Origin of the sequence: Pseudomonas mosselii, assembly GCF_003205295.1 — a bacterium.
GTDB classification, from domain to species: domain Bacteria; phylum Pseudomonadota; class Gammaproteobacteria; order Pseudomonadales; family Pseudomonadaceae; genus Aquipseudomonas; species Aquipseudomonas mosselii_B.
The window spans coordinates 1-17039 of sequence record NZ_QJRP01000030.1 but is presented as its reverse complement, the minus strand read 5'-3'; the positions used below and the strand labels follow the sequence as shown (position 1 = coordinate 17039).

At 67.5% G+C, this 17039-nt stretch carries 16 protein-coding genes; 9 read left to right on the top strand and 7 right to left on the bottom strand.

The genetic code is table 11. The features are described from left to right. The first annotated feature begins 263 nt into the window (after positions 1-263). Complete coding sequence (locus DMX06_RS21235; protein ID WP_110739211.1) at positions 264-587, top strand: DUF2790 domain-containing protein; 324 nt, start codon at positions 264-266, stop codon at positions 585-587. A 1-nt stretch (position 588) separates the two neighbouring features. On the opposite strand, the gene DMX06_RS21230 is transcribed toward DMX06_RS21235, so the two are convergent. Beyond that, entirely contained in the window at positions 589-1743 is a 1155-nt protein-coding gene (locus tag DMX06_RS21230; protein WP_110739210.1) for a GGDEF domain-containing protein, read from the bottom strand. Positions 1744-1863: 120 nt separating this feature from the next. Continuing rightward, positions 1864-2748: a LysR substrate-binding domain-containing protein gene (locus DMX06_RS21225; RefSeq protein WP_110739209.1), complete on the bottom strand. Its 885-nt coding sequence runs from the start codon at positions 2746-2748 to the stop codon at positions 1864-1866. Positions 2749-2852: 104 nt separating this feature from the next. On the opposite strand from DMX06_RS21225, the gene DMX06_RS21220 reads away from it, so the two are divergent. The 7 genes from DMX06_RS21220 (at position 2853) to DMX06_RS21190 (ending at position 9935) form a co-directional block, all read left to right on the top strand. After that, positions 2853-3809 carry a DMT family transporter gene (locus tag DMX06_RS21220; RefSeq protein WP_110739208.1) on the top strand — a complete coding sequence of 319 codons (957 nt, stop codon included), beginning with the start codon at positions 2853-2855 and terminating at the stop codon, positions 3807-3809. Positions 3810-4005: 196 nt separating this feature from the next. Next, positions 4006-4842 carry a glutathione-dependent disulfide-bond oxidoreductase gene (gene yghU, locus DMX06_RS21215; protein WP_110739207.1) on the top strand — a complete coding sequence of 279 codons (837 nt, stop codon included), beginning with the start codon at positions 4006-4008 and terminating at the stop codon, positions 4840-4842. A gap of 202 nt (positions 4843-5044) precedes the next feature. Further along, on the top strand, positions 5045-6748 hold the full coding sequence (locus DMX06_RS21210) for an amidase (protein ID WP_110739232.1): 1704 nt from the start codon (positions 5045-5047) through the stop codon (positions 6746-6748). 140 nt (positions 6749-6888) lie between these two features. Next, the gene (locus DMX06_RS21205; protein WP_110739206.1) at positions 6889-7575 is read left to right on the top strand and encodes a helix-turn-helix transcriptional regulator; all 687 of its coding nucleotides are present in this window, start codon (positions 6889-6891) and stop codon (positions 7573-7575) included. A 15-nt stretch (positions 7576-7590) separates the two neighbouring features. After that, positions 7591-8505, top strand: coding sequence for a pyridoxal-phosphate dependent enzyme (locus DMX06_RS21200; RefSeq protein WP_110739205.1), 915 nt, complete (start codon positions 7591-7593; stop codon positions 8503-8505). 92 nt (positions 8506-8597) lie between these two features. Further along, positions 8598-9212 carry a TetR family transcriptional regulator C-terminal domain-containing protein gene (locus DMX06_RS21195; protein ID WP_110739204.1) on the top strand — a complete coding sequence of 205 codons (615 nt, stop codon included), beginning with the start codon at positions 8598-8600 and terminating at the stop codon, positions 9210-9212. A 57-nt stretch (positions 9213-9269) separates the two neighbouring features. Then, entirely contained in the window at positions 9270-9935 is a 666-nt protein-coding gene (locus tag DMX06_RS21190; RefSeq protein ID WP_110739203.1) for a M24 family metallopeptidase, read from the top strand. Positions 9936-9942: 7 nt separating this feature from the next. Here the strand turns inward: DMX06_RS21190 and DMX06_RS21185 are convergent, their stop codons facing one another. From DMX06_RS21185 to DMX06_RS21165, 5 genes are all read right to left on the bottom strand, one after another. Further along, positions 9943-11355: a DOPA decarboxylase gene (locus DMX06_RS21185; protein ID WP_110739202.1), complete on the bottom strand. Its 1413-nt coding sequence runs from the start codon at positions 11353-11355 to the stop codon at positions 9943-9945. A gap of 184 nt (positions 11356-11539) precedes the next feature. Next, the gene (locus DMX06_RS21180) at positions 11540-12484 is read right to left on the bottom strand and encodes a LysR family transcriptional regulator (protein ID WP_110739201.1); all 945 of its coding nucleotides are present in this window, start codon (positions 12482-12484) and stop codon (positions 11540-11542) included. Positions 12485-12571: 87 nt separating this feature from the next. After that, on the bottom strand, positions 12572-13282 hold the full coding sequence (locus tag DMX06_RS21175; protein WP_110739200.1) for a YebC/PmpR family DNA-binding transcriptional regulator: 711 nt from the start codon (positions 13280-13282) through the stop codon (positions 12572-12574). Between the two features lie 105 nt (positions 13283-13387). Then, the gene (locus DMX06_RS21170; protein ID WP_110739199.1) at positions 13388-14779 is read right to left on the bottom strand and encodes an FAD-dependent oxidoreductase; all 1392 of its coding nucleotides are present in this window, start codon (positions 14777-14779) and stop codon (positions 13388-13390) included. A gap of 14 nt (positions 14780-14793) precedes the next feature. After that, positions 14794-16110 (bottom strand): MFS transporter, encoded by a 1317-nt coding sequence (locus DMX06_RS21165; protein WP_110739198.1) that lies wholly within the window; start codon positions 16108-16110, stop codon positions 14794-14796. Between the two features lie 245 nt (positions 16111-16355). Between DMX06_RS21165 and DMX06_RS21160 the strand changes: the two genes are divergently transcribed. Beyond that, positions 16356-17039 (top strand): LysR substrate-binding domain-containing protein (locus tag DMX06_RS21160; protein ID WP_110739197.1); only part of this gene is annotated, 684 nt, incomplete at its 3' end.

Here is a 17039-nt window from a genome sequence, read left to right as displayed (position 1 = left end):
TGCGGCTGTTCTTGTTGTCGGGCCTTGGCGCTGGAGCGTCCCTGGTCTGGCCAGATGCGTGCGCACCCAGCCCCCTTGGCCGAGCCTGATGCTCGCCGCTGGCGGATAACGGGAAGGTGATGGGAGGATTACAATCGTGTCATTCGCAGCCGTGGAATCGGCATCCCCGGTCACCTTTCATATCTGTAACCCAGGCGTCATGCCGCTGTCGGCTGCCCGTCGCTAGCGTGGACTGCGAAACGAACCTTTCGGAGACACGCACCATGCTACGACCGACCCTGATCGCCGCCCTGCTGGCGCTTTCCCTTTCGGCCCAGGCCACGGGCTTTTCCAGGCAAGACAGCGAGCAGCTGCTTGAGGACCACCAGCAGGCCGTGGCGGCCTACGCGGCGCAACGCGCCAAGCCAATGCCGGAAATCGTCGACTATCGCTATGGCATGAAGCTCGACGTCGCCCGCCTCGTGCGCCAGTCGGGCGACCCGCGCACCTGCGAGGTGGTGCCCCGGCTGATGACCTTCGAGGACAGCCAGGGCACCCTGCGCACCGTGCGCTACTCGGTGCAGTCGCAATGCATCAACAACAAGTAGCTCAGCCGCGCAGCCCTTCCACCAGCTGCAGGCTGTTGCGCCCGCCGCGCTTGGAGGCGTACAGCAGCACGTCACCCTGCTCGATCAGGGCCGCCAGGCTGGCCGGTGGCCGGTAGAACAGGTTGGCGCCGATGCTCAGGGTCACCGCCTCGGGGGTGCGAAACGCCTGTTCGGCCGTGGCCTGGAACTGCCGGCGCAAGGTATCGGCCAGCTGCTCGATGGCCTGGCGCGAGGCATCGCCCAGCAGGATGACGAACTCGTCGCCCCCCAGGCGCGCTGCGATCGCCCGCTCCGGGAGCAATGCCCGGATCATCTCGCTCAAGGCCACCAGCAAGCGGTCGCCGGCGGCGTGCCCGTGCAGGTCGTTGACCAGCTTGAAATGGTCGATGTCGATCAGCAGCAAGGCGCCCGGACGTTGCGGCGAGACCTCCTTCAGCAGGTTCGCCGCCCGCACCTCCAGGGCGCGACGGTTGTACAGCGCGGTCAGCGGATCGCGCGCGGCCAGGCGCTCGATGCGTTCCTCGCGGCGGTAGCGCACGGTGCCGGTCATCGACAGGGCGATCAGCATGATCGCCATGGCGCCCTCCACCAGCGACGCCTGGATGATCTGCCCACGGAACGCCGTGAGGTCGATCAGCGTCCCCGGCAGCAGCGCCGGCAAGGTCTTGGCCAGGTAGAACAGGCCGTGCAACAGCAGGATGTAGCGCAACTGCACCGCCCCCACGCTGAGGGACTTGCCGTGCGGACGCAGCAATGCGCTGGCGTACAGGGTGAAGCTGGCGACCAGCAGCGAGTTGAGCACCAGGAAAGTCTTCGACCACAGCGGCCATTGCGGCAGCAGCAGCAAGCCTGCCCAGAGCAGCGGCGCCAGGTAGCAGGCCCGTGACAGGCGCGTCTCGGTGAAGCGCGACACCCCCAGCAAAAACAGCCAGTGCGCGGCGACCAGCATGCCGTTGGCGAACCAGATGCCGACGAACAGATAGCCGCTGCCGCGCAGCAAGGCAAGCGAGGAACCGACGCTGATGGTGGCGAAGCTGGCGCTCCAGCACAGCAAGGAGGACTCGCGCACGCTGATCCACTCCACGGCCAGGTACAAGGCAGCGACCGCGGCCAGGGCGATGGAGAGGGTCAGCAGGGTGGAAGCGTCGAACGCCATGGGTGGGTATGGCCTGTGAATTACCGTTCAGAGCGCTGATTGTATGCGTTCGACGGCATTTGCACAGGCACATTTGATATCCAAATGATGGCATTCTGACGAGCAACCCATTCGCTCGCGCTATTGCCCGGAAAGGAAGCTCACCAGCTGTCGCCCATGGGAGCTGAGCGTCTCCCAACCACGGAAGCAGATGCGCAGTTCCAGGGTCGCCCAGCGCTCCTCCAAAGCCACCCGGCGCACCGCCAGTTCCTGCTCGGCGCGCACCGCGGCGGTCTCGGGCAGCATGGCGATGCCGGCGTGCTGGGCCACCAGTTGGGCGATGGCTTCGAAGCTGGGAGCACGCACCCGCACCTTCAGCGGCATGGCCAGGTTCATCGCCAGTTCCTCGACAAAACGCTGCATGGCGCGCTCGGCCGGCAGGCAGACGAAGGGAAAACCCAGGGCATCCGCGAGACGCAGCTGGCCACGCCCGGCCAACGGGTGATCGACCGGCACCAGCAACACCAGGCGTTCGGTGCGAAACGGCAGCGACACCAGGCCATCGTTGACCAGGTTGCCGTCATACACGCCAATCTCGCACTCCCCGGCCAGCACCACCCGCAGCACATCGATGCTCTTGTGCTCGACCAACTGCAGGTCCACCTCCGGATAGTCGGCCAGGAACGGCCCGAGTACCGCCGGCAGCAAGGTGCTGTTGGTCACCGTGGAGGCCGCCAGGTGCAGGGTGATGCGCCGCTGGCCGGCCAGCTCAATGAGGGTGTCGTGCAGCTTCTGCGCCTCGCCCAGCACGCCGCGCGCCGACTCCAGCACCAGGCGTCCGGCGGGCGTCAGCTGCATACCGTCGGCCTTGCGCAGGAACAGGGTCAAGCCACAGCGCGCCTCGAACAGACGCAACCGGGTGCTGGCGGCCGACACCGCCACCGGAAAGGTCGCCGCCGCCTTGCTCAGGCTTCCGGTCGCGGCGATGGCCGCGAGCAGGCGCAGATCCGCGAGATCAAAGTGCATCGAGGTTTCTCCAAATCAGAACGCCATGTTCGAGAAAAAGCGATTCTAGCCTGCCTGCGTTCTGCGCAGAATAAGCCACACCCCTTTGCCGTCACGGACCTGTCATGACCCGCCTGCCCGCCCCCCTCCGCCGCGCCCTTGCCAACGGCAGCCTGTATGCCGTGCTCGCGGCCTTGGGTTTCAGCTTCAAGGCCATCTTCGTCAAGCTCGCCTATGCCGCAGGCCCGGTAGACGCCATTAGCCTGCTGGCGCTGCGCATGGCCTTGTCGTTGCCGCTGTTCGCCTGGCTGGTGTGGGCCAGCCGCGGCCAAGGCGGCGCGCCGCTGAGCGCCGGCGATGGCCTGCGGGTGGCCCTGCTTGGCCTGTTCGGCTACTACCTGGCCAGCCTGTTCGACTTCTATGGGCTGCAGTACATCAGCGCCGGCCTCGAGCGCCTGATCCTGTTCACCTACCCGACCCTGGTGCTGGTGATCCAGGCCGTCGTCCAACGCGAACGCCCCACCCTGCGCACGCTGGCGGCCATGGGCCTGTGCTACCTGGGGCTGGGCATTGCCTTCGTGCATGACATCGGCAGCGCGGGCGCCGGCAACCAGGTGCTGGTCGGCTCGCTGTGGGTGTTCGCCAGCGCGGTGACCTATGCCCTGTATTACTCCGGCACCGGGATGATGCTCAAGCGCATGAACTCGATGCGCCTGGCCGGCCTGTGCGGCAGCGCCTCGTCGCTGATGGTGCTGGCCCACTACCTGCTGGTGGCGGATGTCGCACCGTTGCTGCAACTGCCGAGCGCGGTGTGGCTCAACGCGGCGCTGATGGCGCTGTTCTCCACGGTGCTGCCGATCTACTGGGTGGCCCTGGCGATCCAGCGCATGGGCCCCACGCACACGGCGGCGGTGGGCAACCTGGGGCCGGTGCTGACCATGCTGGCGTCGTGGCTGATCCTCAGCGAGGCGGTTTCGCTGTACCAGGTGGCCGGGTTGGTCCTGGTGCTGTTCGGGGTGTCGCGGCTCAAGCCTGTGAAAAAGCCCGAGCCCCAGCCCGCAGCCCCTGCACGGACCGTGTAGGAGCGGCCTTGTGCCGCGAAAGGGCTGCATGGCAGCCCCGGCGATTGATGCATCAACGCTGAAACCCCGGGGCCGCTTCGCGCCCCTTTCGCGGCACAAGGCCGCTCCTACACAGAGCATGTCGCGCTTGTGACTATTGGCGAATCCATGGCATAGAAAGCAGTCCACCTGCATAGCGCCATCCTGGAGATTCCCCATGAGCAAGCCCTACGTTCCGCCCAAGGTCTGGACCTTCGAGGCGCCCTCCGGCGGCCAGTTCGCCAGCATCAACCGTCCGGTGGCCGGCCCCACCCACGACAAGCCGCTGCCCACCGGCAAGCACCCGCTGCAGCTGTACTCACTGGCCACGCCCAACGGCGTCAAGGTCACCATCCTCCTGGAAGAACTGCTGGCCCTCGGCCACAGCGATGCCGAATACGACGCCTGGCTGATCCGCATTGGCGAGGGCGACCAGTTCGGCAGCGGCTTCGTGCAGGTCAATCCCAACTCGAAGATCCCCGCCCTGCTCGACCGCAGCGTCGAACCCGCGGTGCGGGTGTTCGAGTCCGGTTCGATCCTGCTGTACCTGGCGGAAAAGTTCGGCGCCTTCCTGCCCAAGGACCTGGCCGCACGCACCGAGACCCTCAACTGGCTCTTCTGGCAGATGGGCTCGGCCCCGTACCTGGGCGGTGGTTTCGGCCACTTCTACGTCTACGCGCCGGAAAAGTTCGAATACGCCATCAACCGCTTCACCATGGAAGCCAAGCGCCAGCTCGACGTGCTCGACCGTCGCCTGGCCGAAAGCGCCTACCTGGGTGGTGACGCGTACAGCATCGCCGACATCGCCGTGTGGCCCTGGTACGGCCAGCTGGTGCGGGGCAACCTGTACGGCGCCGCCGAGTTCCTCGCGGTACACGAGTACACGCATGTGCTGCGCTGGGCCAAGGCCATTGCCCAGCGCCCGGCGGTACAGCGCGGCACCCGCGTCAACCGCACCTGGGGCGAGGAAGCCAGCCAGGTGGCGGAGCGCCATGCGGCCAGCGACCTGGAGTGACCCTGTCACCCCACACATAGCGACGCGCTCACCTCATCCATGTTGTCTATGCCTTGAGGGGCATAGGCAACTGCGCACACCGCCCCGCCGTTCGATTGCCTGGCTGCAACCAACCATTTCCCCGCTGCATGCCTGCGCCCATCGGGACCTTCTTGCTACACTCGCCGCCATGATTTTCCACCTGCACAACTGTGGTGACAGCATGATCGAGGTAACCGAGGTTTCCATTGCCGAGCTGCGCGACGCACTCGAGTCCGGCCGCACGACCGCCGTCGAGCTGGTCAAGGCCTACCTGGCGCGCATCGACGCCTACGATGGCAAGGACACTGCCACCGCACTCAATGCCGTGGTCGTGCGCAACCCTGAAGCGCTCAAGGAGGCCGAAGCCTCCGACGCCCGCCGCGCCCGCGGCCAGACCCTCGGCCCGCTGGACGGCATTCCCTACACCGCCAAGGACAGCTACCTGGTCAAAGGCCTGACCGCCGCCTCCGGTAGCCCGGCGTTCAAGGACCTGGTCGCCCAGCGCGACGCCTTCACCGTCGAGCGCCTGCGCGCCGGCGGCGCCATCTGCCTGGGCAAGACCAACATGCCGCCCATGGCCAACGGCGGCATGCAGCGCGGCGTCTATGGCCGTGCCGAGAGCCCGTACAACGCCGCCTACCTGACCGCGCCCTTCGCCTCCGGCTCGTCCAACGGCGCCGGTACCGCCACCGCCGCCAGCTACAGCGCCTTCGGCCTGGCCGAGGAAACCTGGTCCAGCGGCCGAGGCCCGGCCTCGAACAACGGCCTGTGCGCCTACACGCCGTCGCGCGGGGTGATCTCGGTGCGCGGCAACTGGCCGCTGACACCGACCATGGACGTGGTCGTGCCCTATGCCCGGACCATGGCCGACCTGCTGGAAATCCTCGACGTGGTGGTGGCCGACGACGCCGACAGCCGCGGCGACCTGTGGCGCCTGCAGCCGTGGGTGCCGATCCCGGCTGCCTCGAGCGTGCGTCCATCGTCCTACCTGGACCTGGCCGTGGGAGCCGAGTCGCTCAAGGGCAAGCGCTTCGCCGTGCCACGCATGTACATCAACGCCGACCCCGACGCAGGCACCTCGGAAAAACCCGGCATCGGCGGCCCGACCGGCCAGCGCATCAACACCCGCGCCAGCGTCATCGAGCTGTGGCAGCAGGCCCGCCAGGCGCTGGAAGCGGCCGGCGCCGAAGTGGTCGAGACCGACTTCCCGCTGGTGTCCAACTGCGAGGGCGATCGCCCGGGCGCGCCGACCGTGTTCACCCGCGGCATCGTCAGCAAGGAATTCCTCCATGACGAACTGTGGGAGCTGTCCGGCTGGGCCTTCGACGACTTCCTGCGCGCCAACGACGATCCCAGGCTCAACCGCCTGGCCGATGTCGACGGCCCGCAGATCTTCCCCCACGACCCGGGCACCCTGCCCAACCGTGAGGACGACCTGGCCGCCGGCATGGACGAATACGTCAACATGGCCAAGCGCGGCCTGAAGACCTGGGACCAGATCGCCAGCGTGCCCGATGGCCTGCGTGGCCTGGAAGCCACCCGCAAGCTCGACCTGGAAGACTGGATGGACGCCCAGGGCCTGGACGCGGTGCTGTTTCCCACCGTGGCCGACGTCGGCCCTGCCGACGCCGATGTGAACCCCGCGTCGGCGGACATCGCCTGGAGCAACGGCATCTGGGTGGCCAACGGCAACCTGGCGATCCGTCATCTGGGCGTGCCAACCGTGACCGTGCCGATGGGCGTGATGGCCGATATCGGCATGCCGGTGGGGCTGACCTTCGCCGGCAAAGCGTACAGTGACAACAATCTGTTGAAATTCGCTGCTGCCTTCGAGTCGACCGGCTCGCGCCGCATGATCCCGCCGCGCACGCCAAAGCTGGGCTGATCGATAGACATCGCGGGGCAAGCCCGCTCCCAAACGCACAATTGCGTGGGAGCTGGCTTGCCCCGCGATGTTTTCTATCCAGTAGAATTTTTCAACAAGGCATGTAAAAATCAACTAACTGTTGATAATACGATGCCACCATGATGCCTTCCCAAGAACGCCAGCTCACCCTGACCGTCCTCCAGGCCACCCTGCAGGCCCTGGGCAGTGTCGTCCCACGCAACGTCGAGATCCTCCTGCACGACCTCGAGCACCCGGAGCGCTCGGTGGTGGCAATTGTCAACGGCCATCTCTCTGGCCGCCGGGTCGGCAGCCCGATTCTCGCCGCCCCCGAGCAGGACCAGGGCTTCAAGGCGTTGATGCAGGCCTCGGCCGACCAGCAGGGCTGCGCGCCGGTGGTGCTGCCCGACTACCCCACCACCCTCAAGGGTCGCAGCCTGCGCAGCGCCACGGCGATATTCCGTGATCGCGACGGCCTGCCCTTCGCCAGCCTGTGCGTGAACACCGACGTCACCGGCCTGGAGGCCGCCATGGCCTTTCTCCAGCACTTCCAGCCACTGGGCGCGACACCGGCGCCGGCCGACGAGGCGGCCGACATGACCGCGCTGATGGCCGGGATCATCCAGGATGCACTGCAACGCAGCGGCCAGGGGCGGATGAACAAGCAGGCCAAGGTCCAAGCCGTGCGCACCATGCAGGAGCGCGGCCTGTTCATCGTCAAGGGTGGCGTGGAGAAAGCCGCCGAAGCCCTCGGCGTGACTCGCTACACCGTCTACAACTACCTGGAGCAGCTGCGCGGCGAGTCCGCCACGGCTGCCCGCGACTGAACCCCGGAGCCCATCATGCCGCTGCACATTCCTACCCCGCTGATCGAATCCCGCCCGCTGTCCCTGAGCGCCGGCCGCCCGGTGTGGCTCAAGCTCGAAGCCCTGCAACCATGCGGCTCGTTCAAGCTGCGCGGCGTCGGCCATGCCTGCGAGGTCCACCATGCCCGCGGTGCCCGGCATTTCGTCTCGTCGTCCGGCGGCAACGCCGGCCTGGCGGTGGCCTATGCCGGCCGCAAGCTCGGTGTGCCGGTGACCGTGGTGGTGCCCGAGACCACCACTGAACGGGCCAGGGAACTGCTGCGCCTGGAAGACGCCAGCGTGGTCGTGCGCGGCAGTTCCTGGCAGGAAGCCAATGAGCACGCCCAGACCCTGGTCGGCGCGGACGACGCCTTCATCCACCCGTTCGACGATCCGCTGTTGTGGACCGGCCACGCCAGCATGATCGACGAGGTCGCCGCCGCTGGCTTCAAGCCTGACGCGGTGGTGCTTTCGGTCGGCGGCGGCGGCCTGCTCCGCGGCGTGGTCGAGGGCTTGCAGCGCAACAGCTGGCACGACGTACCGGTGCTGGCGGTGGAGACCGACGGCGCGGCATCGCTGCACGCCGCCATGGCTGCCGGGCATACCGTGGAACTGCCGCGTATCGCTTCGGTGGCCACCTCGCTGGGCGCCAAGCGGGTCGCGGAGCAGGCGCTGGCCTGTACCCACCAGCATTCGGTGCTCAGCCACCTGGTCAGTGACCGCGAAGCCCTCGACGCCTGCGAGCGGCTGCTGCGCGATCATCGCCTGCTGGTGGAGCCGGCCTGCGGCGCCGCGCTGGCGCTGCTCGAACGCACCGAGGCCGTGGCCGCCTACGACAATGTGCTGGTGATCGTCTGCGGCGGCGCCACCGCCACGCTGGAACAGATCCGCGCCTGGCGAGCGGCCTGCTGATTCAGATGGCATAGCTGAATCTGCGCGGCTGTCGGCGAACACGCTATCGCTATATACTTTTGAACATATCGATTCAGAAGTACGTGTTTGCCATGCCCAGTATCCGTGACCGCAACCTGCAACTGATCCTCGCTGCCGCCAGCGAAGAGTTCGCCCACCACGGTTTCGCCGCCGCCCGAGTCGATGACATCGCCGCCCGCGCCGGCCTGCCCCGGGCCAACGTGTTCTATTACTTTCGCAACAAACGCCTGCTCTACGCGGCCGTGCTCGACCTGGTGATGGAGCCGCTGCTGCGCGCCGCGCGCAGCCTGGCGCCGGACGCCCATCCCGAGCAGGCCCTGCCCCGCTACTTCAAGGCCAAGGCCGAGGTGGCGCGGCGCCATCCCGGCGCCGTGCGGGTCTGGCTCAAGGAAATGCTGCACGGCGCCCGGCAACTGCCGGGCGAGCGCGCCGAGCTGTTGCGCCAGAGTGCCCGGCAGACCCTGGCCTGCCTGGCGCAATGGATGGACCGCGGGCTGATCGTGCGGACCGCGCCGGAGCATCTGCTACTGTTCCTCTGGTCCACGTCGCTGGCGACCTTCCGCTTCGGCACGGCACCCGGCAGCTCGGGGCAGACCAGGCCCACCCGCGCCTCCACCCAGGCCCAGGCCGACCTGCTGCTGCGCAGCCTGCGCCCGGCATCGTGGCCACTGGGCAGGACCGCCTGATCGCTATATCACTATAAATACAACGATTAGCCTATCGACAAGACAAGGAGTACCGACATGACCCCGGTCAACGCCGCCAAGGAAGCCGTAGGCGCCCCCTACCAGCTGGAACTGATGAAACACGCCCAGCGCATGACCTGGGAGGCCGTGGAGCGGATTGCCCAAGGCATCCGCCCCGGAATGCGCGAGTCCCAGGCCCGGGAGCTGGGCCAGCAGGTGCTGGTCGAGCTGGGCATGCAACGCATCTGGCACCCCACCCACATCCGCTTCGGCAGCAATACGCTGAAAACCTTCAAGCAGCGCTCCGATGGCGACCCCGTGCTGGACGACAACGACATCTTCTTCATCGACATGGGCGTGGTCTGGCAAGGCCACGAGGGCGATGCCGGCACCACTTTCGTCAGCGGTAACGACCCGCAGATGGCCGCCTGCGCCGCGGCGGCCCGCACCCTGTTCGATGAGGTACAGGCCCAGTGGCGCGGCCAGGGGGTCAGCGGCGTCGAGCTCTATCACTTCGCCGCCGAGCGGGCCTGCCAGCTGGGCTGGAAGCTGAACATGGACATCAAGGGACACCGCGTCAGCGACTTCCCCCACGCCATCTACCGCGCCGGTGACCTGGGGGATTTCGACGGGCAGCCCGGCGCCGGGTTGTGGATCCTCGAGATCCAGATCGCGCATCCCGAACTGGCCTACGGCGCCTTCCACGAAGACCTGCTGGCCTGAGCGGGGCTTACTCCGCCACCACCGCCTGCAGGCGCGCCCACAGCTGCTGCACATGTTCACGCTCGGTCGGCAGCGCCCCCACCGACACCCGCACCATCCAGCGCCCGTCGAGGGTCGCCGGGGTCACGTAGGCATCGCCCGAGGTGTTGAGGCGCTCGGCCCACGCCCGGGTGTGGGCATCCAGCGCCTCGCCCTCGAGGCCCGCCGGGCGATGGCGGATGCACAGGGTCTGCAACTGGACCGGCGCCAGTACCTCCCACTGCGGCGCCGCCTCGACCTGCCCGGCCAGCCACTGCGCGTTCTCAAGGTCGCGGCGCAGGCGTTGCTGCAGGGCCTCGACCCCTTCGCTGCGCAGCATGAACCACAGCTTCAGCGCCCGGAACCGACGCCCCAGCGGGATGCCCCAATCGCGCAGGTTCTTCACCTCGCCATCGACCGCCGACTGCAGGTAGCTGGGGTTGGTGCTCATCACCCGGATCAGGTGTTGTGGATCGCGCACGTAGTAGATCGAGCAGTCGAAGGCCACGCCCAGCCATTTGTGGGCGTTGACCACCACCGAATCGGCCAGCTCGATGCCGTCCCACATCCAGCGGCACTCCGGAAGAATCATCGCCGAGCCGGCCATGGCCGAGTCCACGTGCAGCCACAGCTGGTTGGCCTGGGCGATCTCGCCGATCGGGCGCAGCGGGTCCAGCGCAGTGGTGGTGGTGGTGCCGGTGGTGGCGACCACGGCGCAGGGCTGGTTGCCGGCGGCCAGGTCCTGTTCGATGGCGTCGCGCAGCGCTTCAGGACGCATGGCGTAGCGGGCGTCGGTGGGGATCAGGCGGATGTTGTCGCGGCCGAAACCGGCCAGCAGCGCGGCCTTGTCCACCGAGCTGTGGGCGTGGGCGCTGACATAGACGATCAACGGTTTGGCCTGGGCCTGCAAGCCGCCGTGCACCTGGGCGTGGTCGGTGGCGCGCTCGCGGGCGCTGATCAGCGCCACCAGGGTGCTGGTCGAGGCGGTGTCCTGGATCACCCCACTCCACTGCTCGCTCAGGCCCAGCAGCTGGCGCAGCCAGTCGAGGGTGGTTTCCTCCAGCTCGCTCAGGGCCGGGCTGGACTGCCACGACAGGCCGAGCACGCCCAGGCCGGTGCTGAGGAAGTCGCCGAGCACCGACGACAGCGTGCCATTGGAGGGGAAGTAGCCGTAGAAGTCCGGGTGCTGCCAGTGGGACAGGCCGGGCATCACCAGCTTGTCGACGTCGGCGAGGATGGCTTCGAACGGCTCACCCTGCTGTGGCGCGCCCTGGGGCAATGCAGCCTTGAGATAGCCCGGCTGGACCTGGGCCATGACCGGACGCTCGCCGACGGTCTGGCGGTAGTCGGCGATCAGGTCGATCAGTTGGTGGCCGTACTGGCGAAACTCTTCTGGGGTCATGCGCGTTCTCCTGAGAGGTGTCCGCTGCCAGTGCCGGCCCTTTCACGGGGCAAGCCCGCTCCTACAGGGACCGCGCAATCCTGTAGGAGCGGGCTTGCCCCGCGAAAGGGCCGGCACTGGCAACACAATGCCCGCAGTCTAGGCGCCTGCCGGCCTGCGAATAACCCCGCTTCGCGCATAGCTGCTATGGCGAAGGCGCATGCCCACCTTGCACGCCAAACTGCGACTGGCGCCACACCTCGAACACCCGGTTGCGCAGCCAGCGGTGCTCGGCCGAGGCCTGCAGGCGCTGGTGCCACACCACCCAGTAGCGCTGGGTGTGGTCGATGAAGCCCATCGGCCGCCAGCTCAGGCCGTGCAGCCGTGCCAGTTGCCGAGCGATGTGCTCGGGCACCGTGGCCAGCGCCTGGCCATTGCCAAGCACCTGGACCATGGCGCTGAAGAACGGCACCTCCAAGCTGATGCGCCGCTGCAGCCCCTGGGCGCGCAGGTGACGGTCGATGAAGCTGTCCTTGTCGCCGCCCCCGGACACCCGCACGTGCTTGAAGGCCAGGTAGTCGTCCTGGCTCAGCTCGGCACGGGCGCTCAGCGGATGGTCATGGCGCATCAGGCACACCGCCCGGTCCTCGCCCAGCAGCCGACCGTGCAGGTTGGGCGGCGATTCGTCGAACAGCGTGGTGGCCAAGTCGATCTCGCCGCTGGCGAGCAAGGCGTACTGCCCGGCCTGCCAGGTGCGGTACTCCAGCGACACCCCCGGCGCCTCCTGCTCCAGCGCCTTCACCAGCTGCGGCAGCATGTGCTCAGCCACATAGTCGGAGGCTGCCAGGCAGAAGCGCCGCTCGCAGCGCGCCGGGTCGAACGCCGCAGGCTGGCGCAATGCATTGAGCTCCTCCAGCACCTGGCGCAACGGCTCGACCAGCGCCTCGGCGTGCTCGCTGAGCACATAGCCACGGCCCTGGCGCACCAGCAGCGGGTCGTCGAAGGCCTCGCGCAGGCTGGCCAGTTGGCGGCTCAGGGCCGATTGGCTGCAGCCCAGGCGCTCGGCGGCGTGGCTGAGGTTCTTCAGCTGCAGGAGGCAGTCGAGGGTGCGCAGGTGGGCGAGGCTGAGGGAGGCGAAGGTGGGGTGCATGGCACAGGTCCGGAAATGATCGCGGGGCAAGCCCGCTCCCACAGAACGCGCTGGGAGTGGGGTTGCCCCGCGAGGATGACGCTCGGCTCAGTCGGTCAGGCCGACATAGACGTTCTGCACGTCTTCGTTCTCGTCGATCGCCTCGAGGAAGGCCTCGACCTCGGCCAGGGCTTCGGCGCTCAGGCTGGCGGCGCTCACCGGATTTTTCGGGGTGTAGCCGATCTTCGCCGAAGTAACGGTGAAGCCCTGCTCCGGCAGAGCCTTCTGCACAGCGTCCAGGTCGGTGGTGTCGGTGATGAACAGGGTCGAACCCTCTTCCTCGCCGTCCTCGAAGTCCTGGGCACCGGCTTCGATGGCCGCCATTTCCGGATCGGCGTCGCCTTCCGGGGTGGCCTCGATCAGGCCGACATGGTTGAAGTCCCAGGCCACCGAACCGCTGGCGCCCAGCTGGCCCTTGCGGAACAGCACGCGGATCTGGGCCACGGTACGGTTGATGTTGTCGGTCAGGCACTCGACGATCAGCGGCACCTGGTGCGGGGCGAAGCCTTCGTAGCTGACGGCATGGTACTGCACGGCCTCACCGTCCAGGCCTGCGCCTTTCTTGATAGCGCGCTCCAGGGTCTCTCGGGTCATCGAGGCTTTCTTGGCCTGGACGATGGCCAGGCGCAGGCGCGGGTTCATGTCCGGGTCTGCACCGGACTTGGCAGCGATCTGGATCTCCTTGGCCAGCTTGCCCATGATCTTGCCTTTGGCATTGGCCGCTGTTTCTCTATGTTTGGCTTTCCACTGTGCGCCCATATCGACTCTCTTTGTTTCAGCGGCCGGTTCAGGAAGCGACCGGCCTTAAAGTGGGGAGAGTTTATACGCCCTGCGCACCGGGTTCGACAAGAAATCGCGTCAGCTTCAGCCCTTGTCCGCCTTCCCCGCCGCCGCCGCGAACTTCGCCAGGCGCACGTCCAGCCGGCGCGGATGCACGCCACGGTCCTCGGCGCGCTCCTTGCGGCGGATGGCATTGCGCACCAGCAGCGATCCCAGGTAGCGCACCGGCTCCGGCGGGAACTGCCCCAGCGGCCCCTTCACCAGCGGCGAGCGGGTCCAGGCGTTGTCCAGCCCCAAGGCCAGCGACGACAGGATCTGCCCGCCCATGTGGCACGGCCCCACCCCGCTGCCGGAGTAACCGAAGCCATAAAACACATTGCCCTGCCCATCGAGCCGACCGAAGAACGGCAGCCCGGTCACCGAGCGGTCCGACGGCCCGTTCCAACTGGCCGCCAGCGGCACCTCGGCCAGCGCCGGGAAGAACTCGCCCAGACTCTCGCGCAGCAGCGGCTGGTACGGCGACGGCTGGTCGAACACCGGCAGCATGCGCCCGCCATAAGCAAAGGTATTGCCACCCTTGCCGAGCATCAGCCGGCCATCGGAGGTGTTGTGGTAGTAGTGCACGAAGATCCGCGAGTCGAGCACGCTGACGCCGCTGTCCAGGCCGATCCGGCCCAGCAGCTCGGGGCACGGCTCGGTGATCACCATGTCGCTGGAGACGATCGCCACGCTGCGCTCGAACTGCGGGAAGGCCCGCGCCATCCAGGCATTGAGGCCCAGCACCACGCGGTCGGCGCGAACGGTGCCGGCGCGGGTGCGCACCTGCACCGGCGCGCCGTGCTCCAGGCCGGTCATCGCCGTGCCCTCGTGGATACGCACGCCGCGCTGCAAGGCCACCTGGCGCAGACCGCGCACCAGCCGTCCCGGCTGCACCGTGGCCGCGGCCGGCGAGTACCAGCCCTCCAGGTGCCGTTCGGAACCGGCCAGACGCTGCACCTGCTCCAGCGCCAGACGCTGGAACGAGTTGATGCCCTGCTGCTCCAGCGCGGCGATCACCGCATCGGTGCCACCGAGCTGGGCCTGGTTGGTGGCAGTGTAGAGCGTGCCGTCCATGCGGTAGTCGCAGCGGATGCCGTTGGCCGCGCAGAACTCGCCGATGGCGCCGATGCTGCGCTCGGACTCGCGCACCAGGCGCACCGCCTCGGCCACCCCGAACAATCGCTCGAGGGTGAAATACTTGGCCGACCAGGACAGCGCACAACCCCCGTTGCGCCCGCTGGCCCCGGCGCCGCAGATGTCCGCCTCGATCAGCAGCACCTCCAGCTGCGGCGCCTGTTCCTTGATCATCAGCGCGGTCCACAAGCCGGTGTAGCCACCGCCGACGATGCACACGTCGCAGCGCACGTCGCCGGCAAGCGGCGGGCACGGCGCCTCGTCTTCCTGGTCCAGGGCCTGTTGCAGCCAGAAGGGTCTCATCTACTTGCTTTCCTTTATGTACGCAGTGGCTTGATCGCCATGCTGGTATTGGGGGCCACGTCATTGGCCTGCTCCGCGGTCGCCGGGCGGCTGTTCCAGTGCGGCAAAAGCACCAGGGCGGAGAACAACGCAGTGCCGGCGAAGACGATGAACACCGTGACGCTGTCGAAGTAACCGGGCAGCAGGCCACCGAGCACCGCGCCCACCGAGCCGCAGCCGTTGACGAAGCCGGCCGCGGTGGCGCCGGCCTTGGCCGTGCCGAAGTCGATGGCAGCGGCGCCGCTGATCATCGAGTCCGGGCCGTACAGGGTCAGGCCCATGACGAACAGCAGGGCCACCACCAGCAGCACGCTGCCGCTGTGCATCGCCGCCATGAAGCCGGCCAGGGTCAGGGTCAGCAGCACCAGGCTGATCACGCATGCCGGCATGCGCCGGGCACCGAACAGCTTGTCCGAGGCCAGGCCGATGAGAATCGGCCCGAGCAGCCCGGCCAGTTCGAAGGCGGTGGGGATGATCGCCGCGCCGACCTTGCCCACCGACGGCATCTGCTCGAAGACGATCACCGGCCCCCACAGCAGGATGGCGTAGCGCGCAGGCTTGAGCATGAAGTAGGCCAGGCCCAGGGTCAGCACCGTGCGGTTGCGCAGGATCTCGCGCAGCGGTGCCCACACGCTGCACAGGTTGGCCCCCGGGGCCATGCTCTGCGGCTCGGGCTCCACCGCCGGCAGGCCGACGTCCTCGGGCTTGTTGCGCTGGAAGATGAAGAACAGCGCCGCCACCACGGCCACCACCACGGCGCTGGAGAAGAACGCCGCATGCCAGGTGCCGACCAGGGTGTAGGCCCACCAGCCGGCGAACGGCGAGGCCACCAGGCCGCCGAAGGCGTAGCACGAACTCCACAGCCCCAGTACCCGTCCACGCTGCGAGGCCGGGAAGAAACTGCCGATGTTCTTGCACAGCCCCGCCCAGCCGGTGGACTGCGCCAGCCCCTGGATCAGCATGCAGGTGGCGAAGATCGGGAAAGTCGCGTAGCTGCCCATCACCACCGCGGCCGCCGCCGAGATCAGCAGCCCGCCCAGCACCACCACGCGGGGGCCGAAACGGTCGGCGAGCATGCCCCAGGTGAACTGGCCCACGGCGTAGGCGGCCAGGTAGATCGCGTCGAGGTTGGCCATGGCGGCCTTGTCGAGCATGAAATTCGGATCCTCGCCGATGCCGAGCTTGGCCACCGAGAAGGCCTTGCGGGTGAAGTAGAAGGCGGCGTAGGCCAGCCAGGTGATCGCGAAGATCTGCACGCGCCAACGCTTGATGGCGCCCAGGGATTGATTCATTGACTCTGACCTCTTGCTTGAGTGTGCCGGCAGAATGTGAAGAAACGCCTGTCTTGTTGTTGTGTTGCGCACTGCGTGACGGAGGGACGTCACCTGGTCAGATGGCGGTGGTGCCGCCATGGCCGACATGCCGCCGCTTGTGGCAGCGTGGTCGGGTTGAAACACATGGAAACAGCTGCTGACTGATAAATAAAATCGATTTATTGTATTTCACAAATAAGCCCAGCTTTTAAGTGGAGTGTTCGATGTCGGTCTCCCATGCTCAACTCAAGGCCTTCCATGCGGTCGCCGAACAGGGCAGCTTCACCCGTGCGGCACAGAAGCTGTTTTTGACCCAGCCGGCGGTGTCCGACCAGGTGCGCAAGCTCGAGGAGCGCTTCGGCGTGCTGCTGTTTCAGCGCAACAAGCGCTCGGTGCAGCTCACCGACCTGGGCGAGCGCCTGCTGGGGGTGACCCAGCGCCTGTTCGCCTGCGAGGCCGAAGCGGTGGAGCTGCTGCAGGACTCCCGCGCCCTGCACACCGGCAGCCTGACCCTGGCGGTGGACGCGCCGGTGCACGTGCTGCCGCAGATCGCCCGGTTCTGCCAGCGGTATCCGGGGATCCAGGTGAAGATCGAGACCGGCAACACCGACGAGTCGCTGGCCCGGCTGTTCAGCTACCAGGCGGACCTGGCCCTGCTCGGGCGCGATGTCGATGACGAGCGGTTGTTTTGCGTGCCGATGCGGCGCGACCCGATGGTGGCGTTCGTCTCGCACAACCATCCGTGGGCCAGCCGGGGGCAGATCAGCCTGGCGGACCTGGACGACACGCCGTTGGTGCTGCGTGAGCCGGGGTCGGTGACGCGGCAAACATTGGAGGAGGAGATGCAGCGGGCTGGGCTGCGGATCCGGCCGGCGATCCAGGTCGAGGGGCGGGAGGCGGCGCGGGAG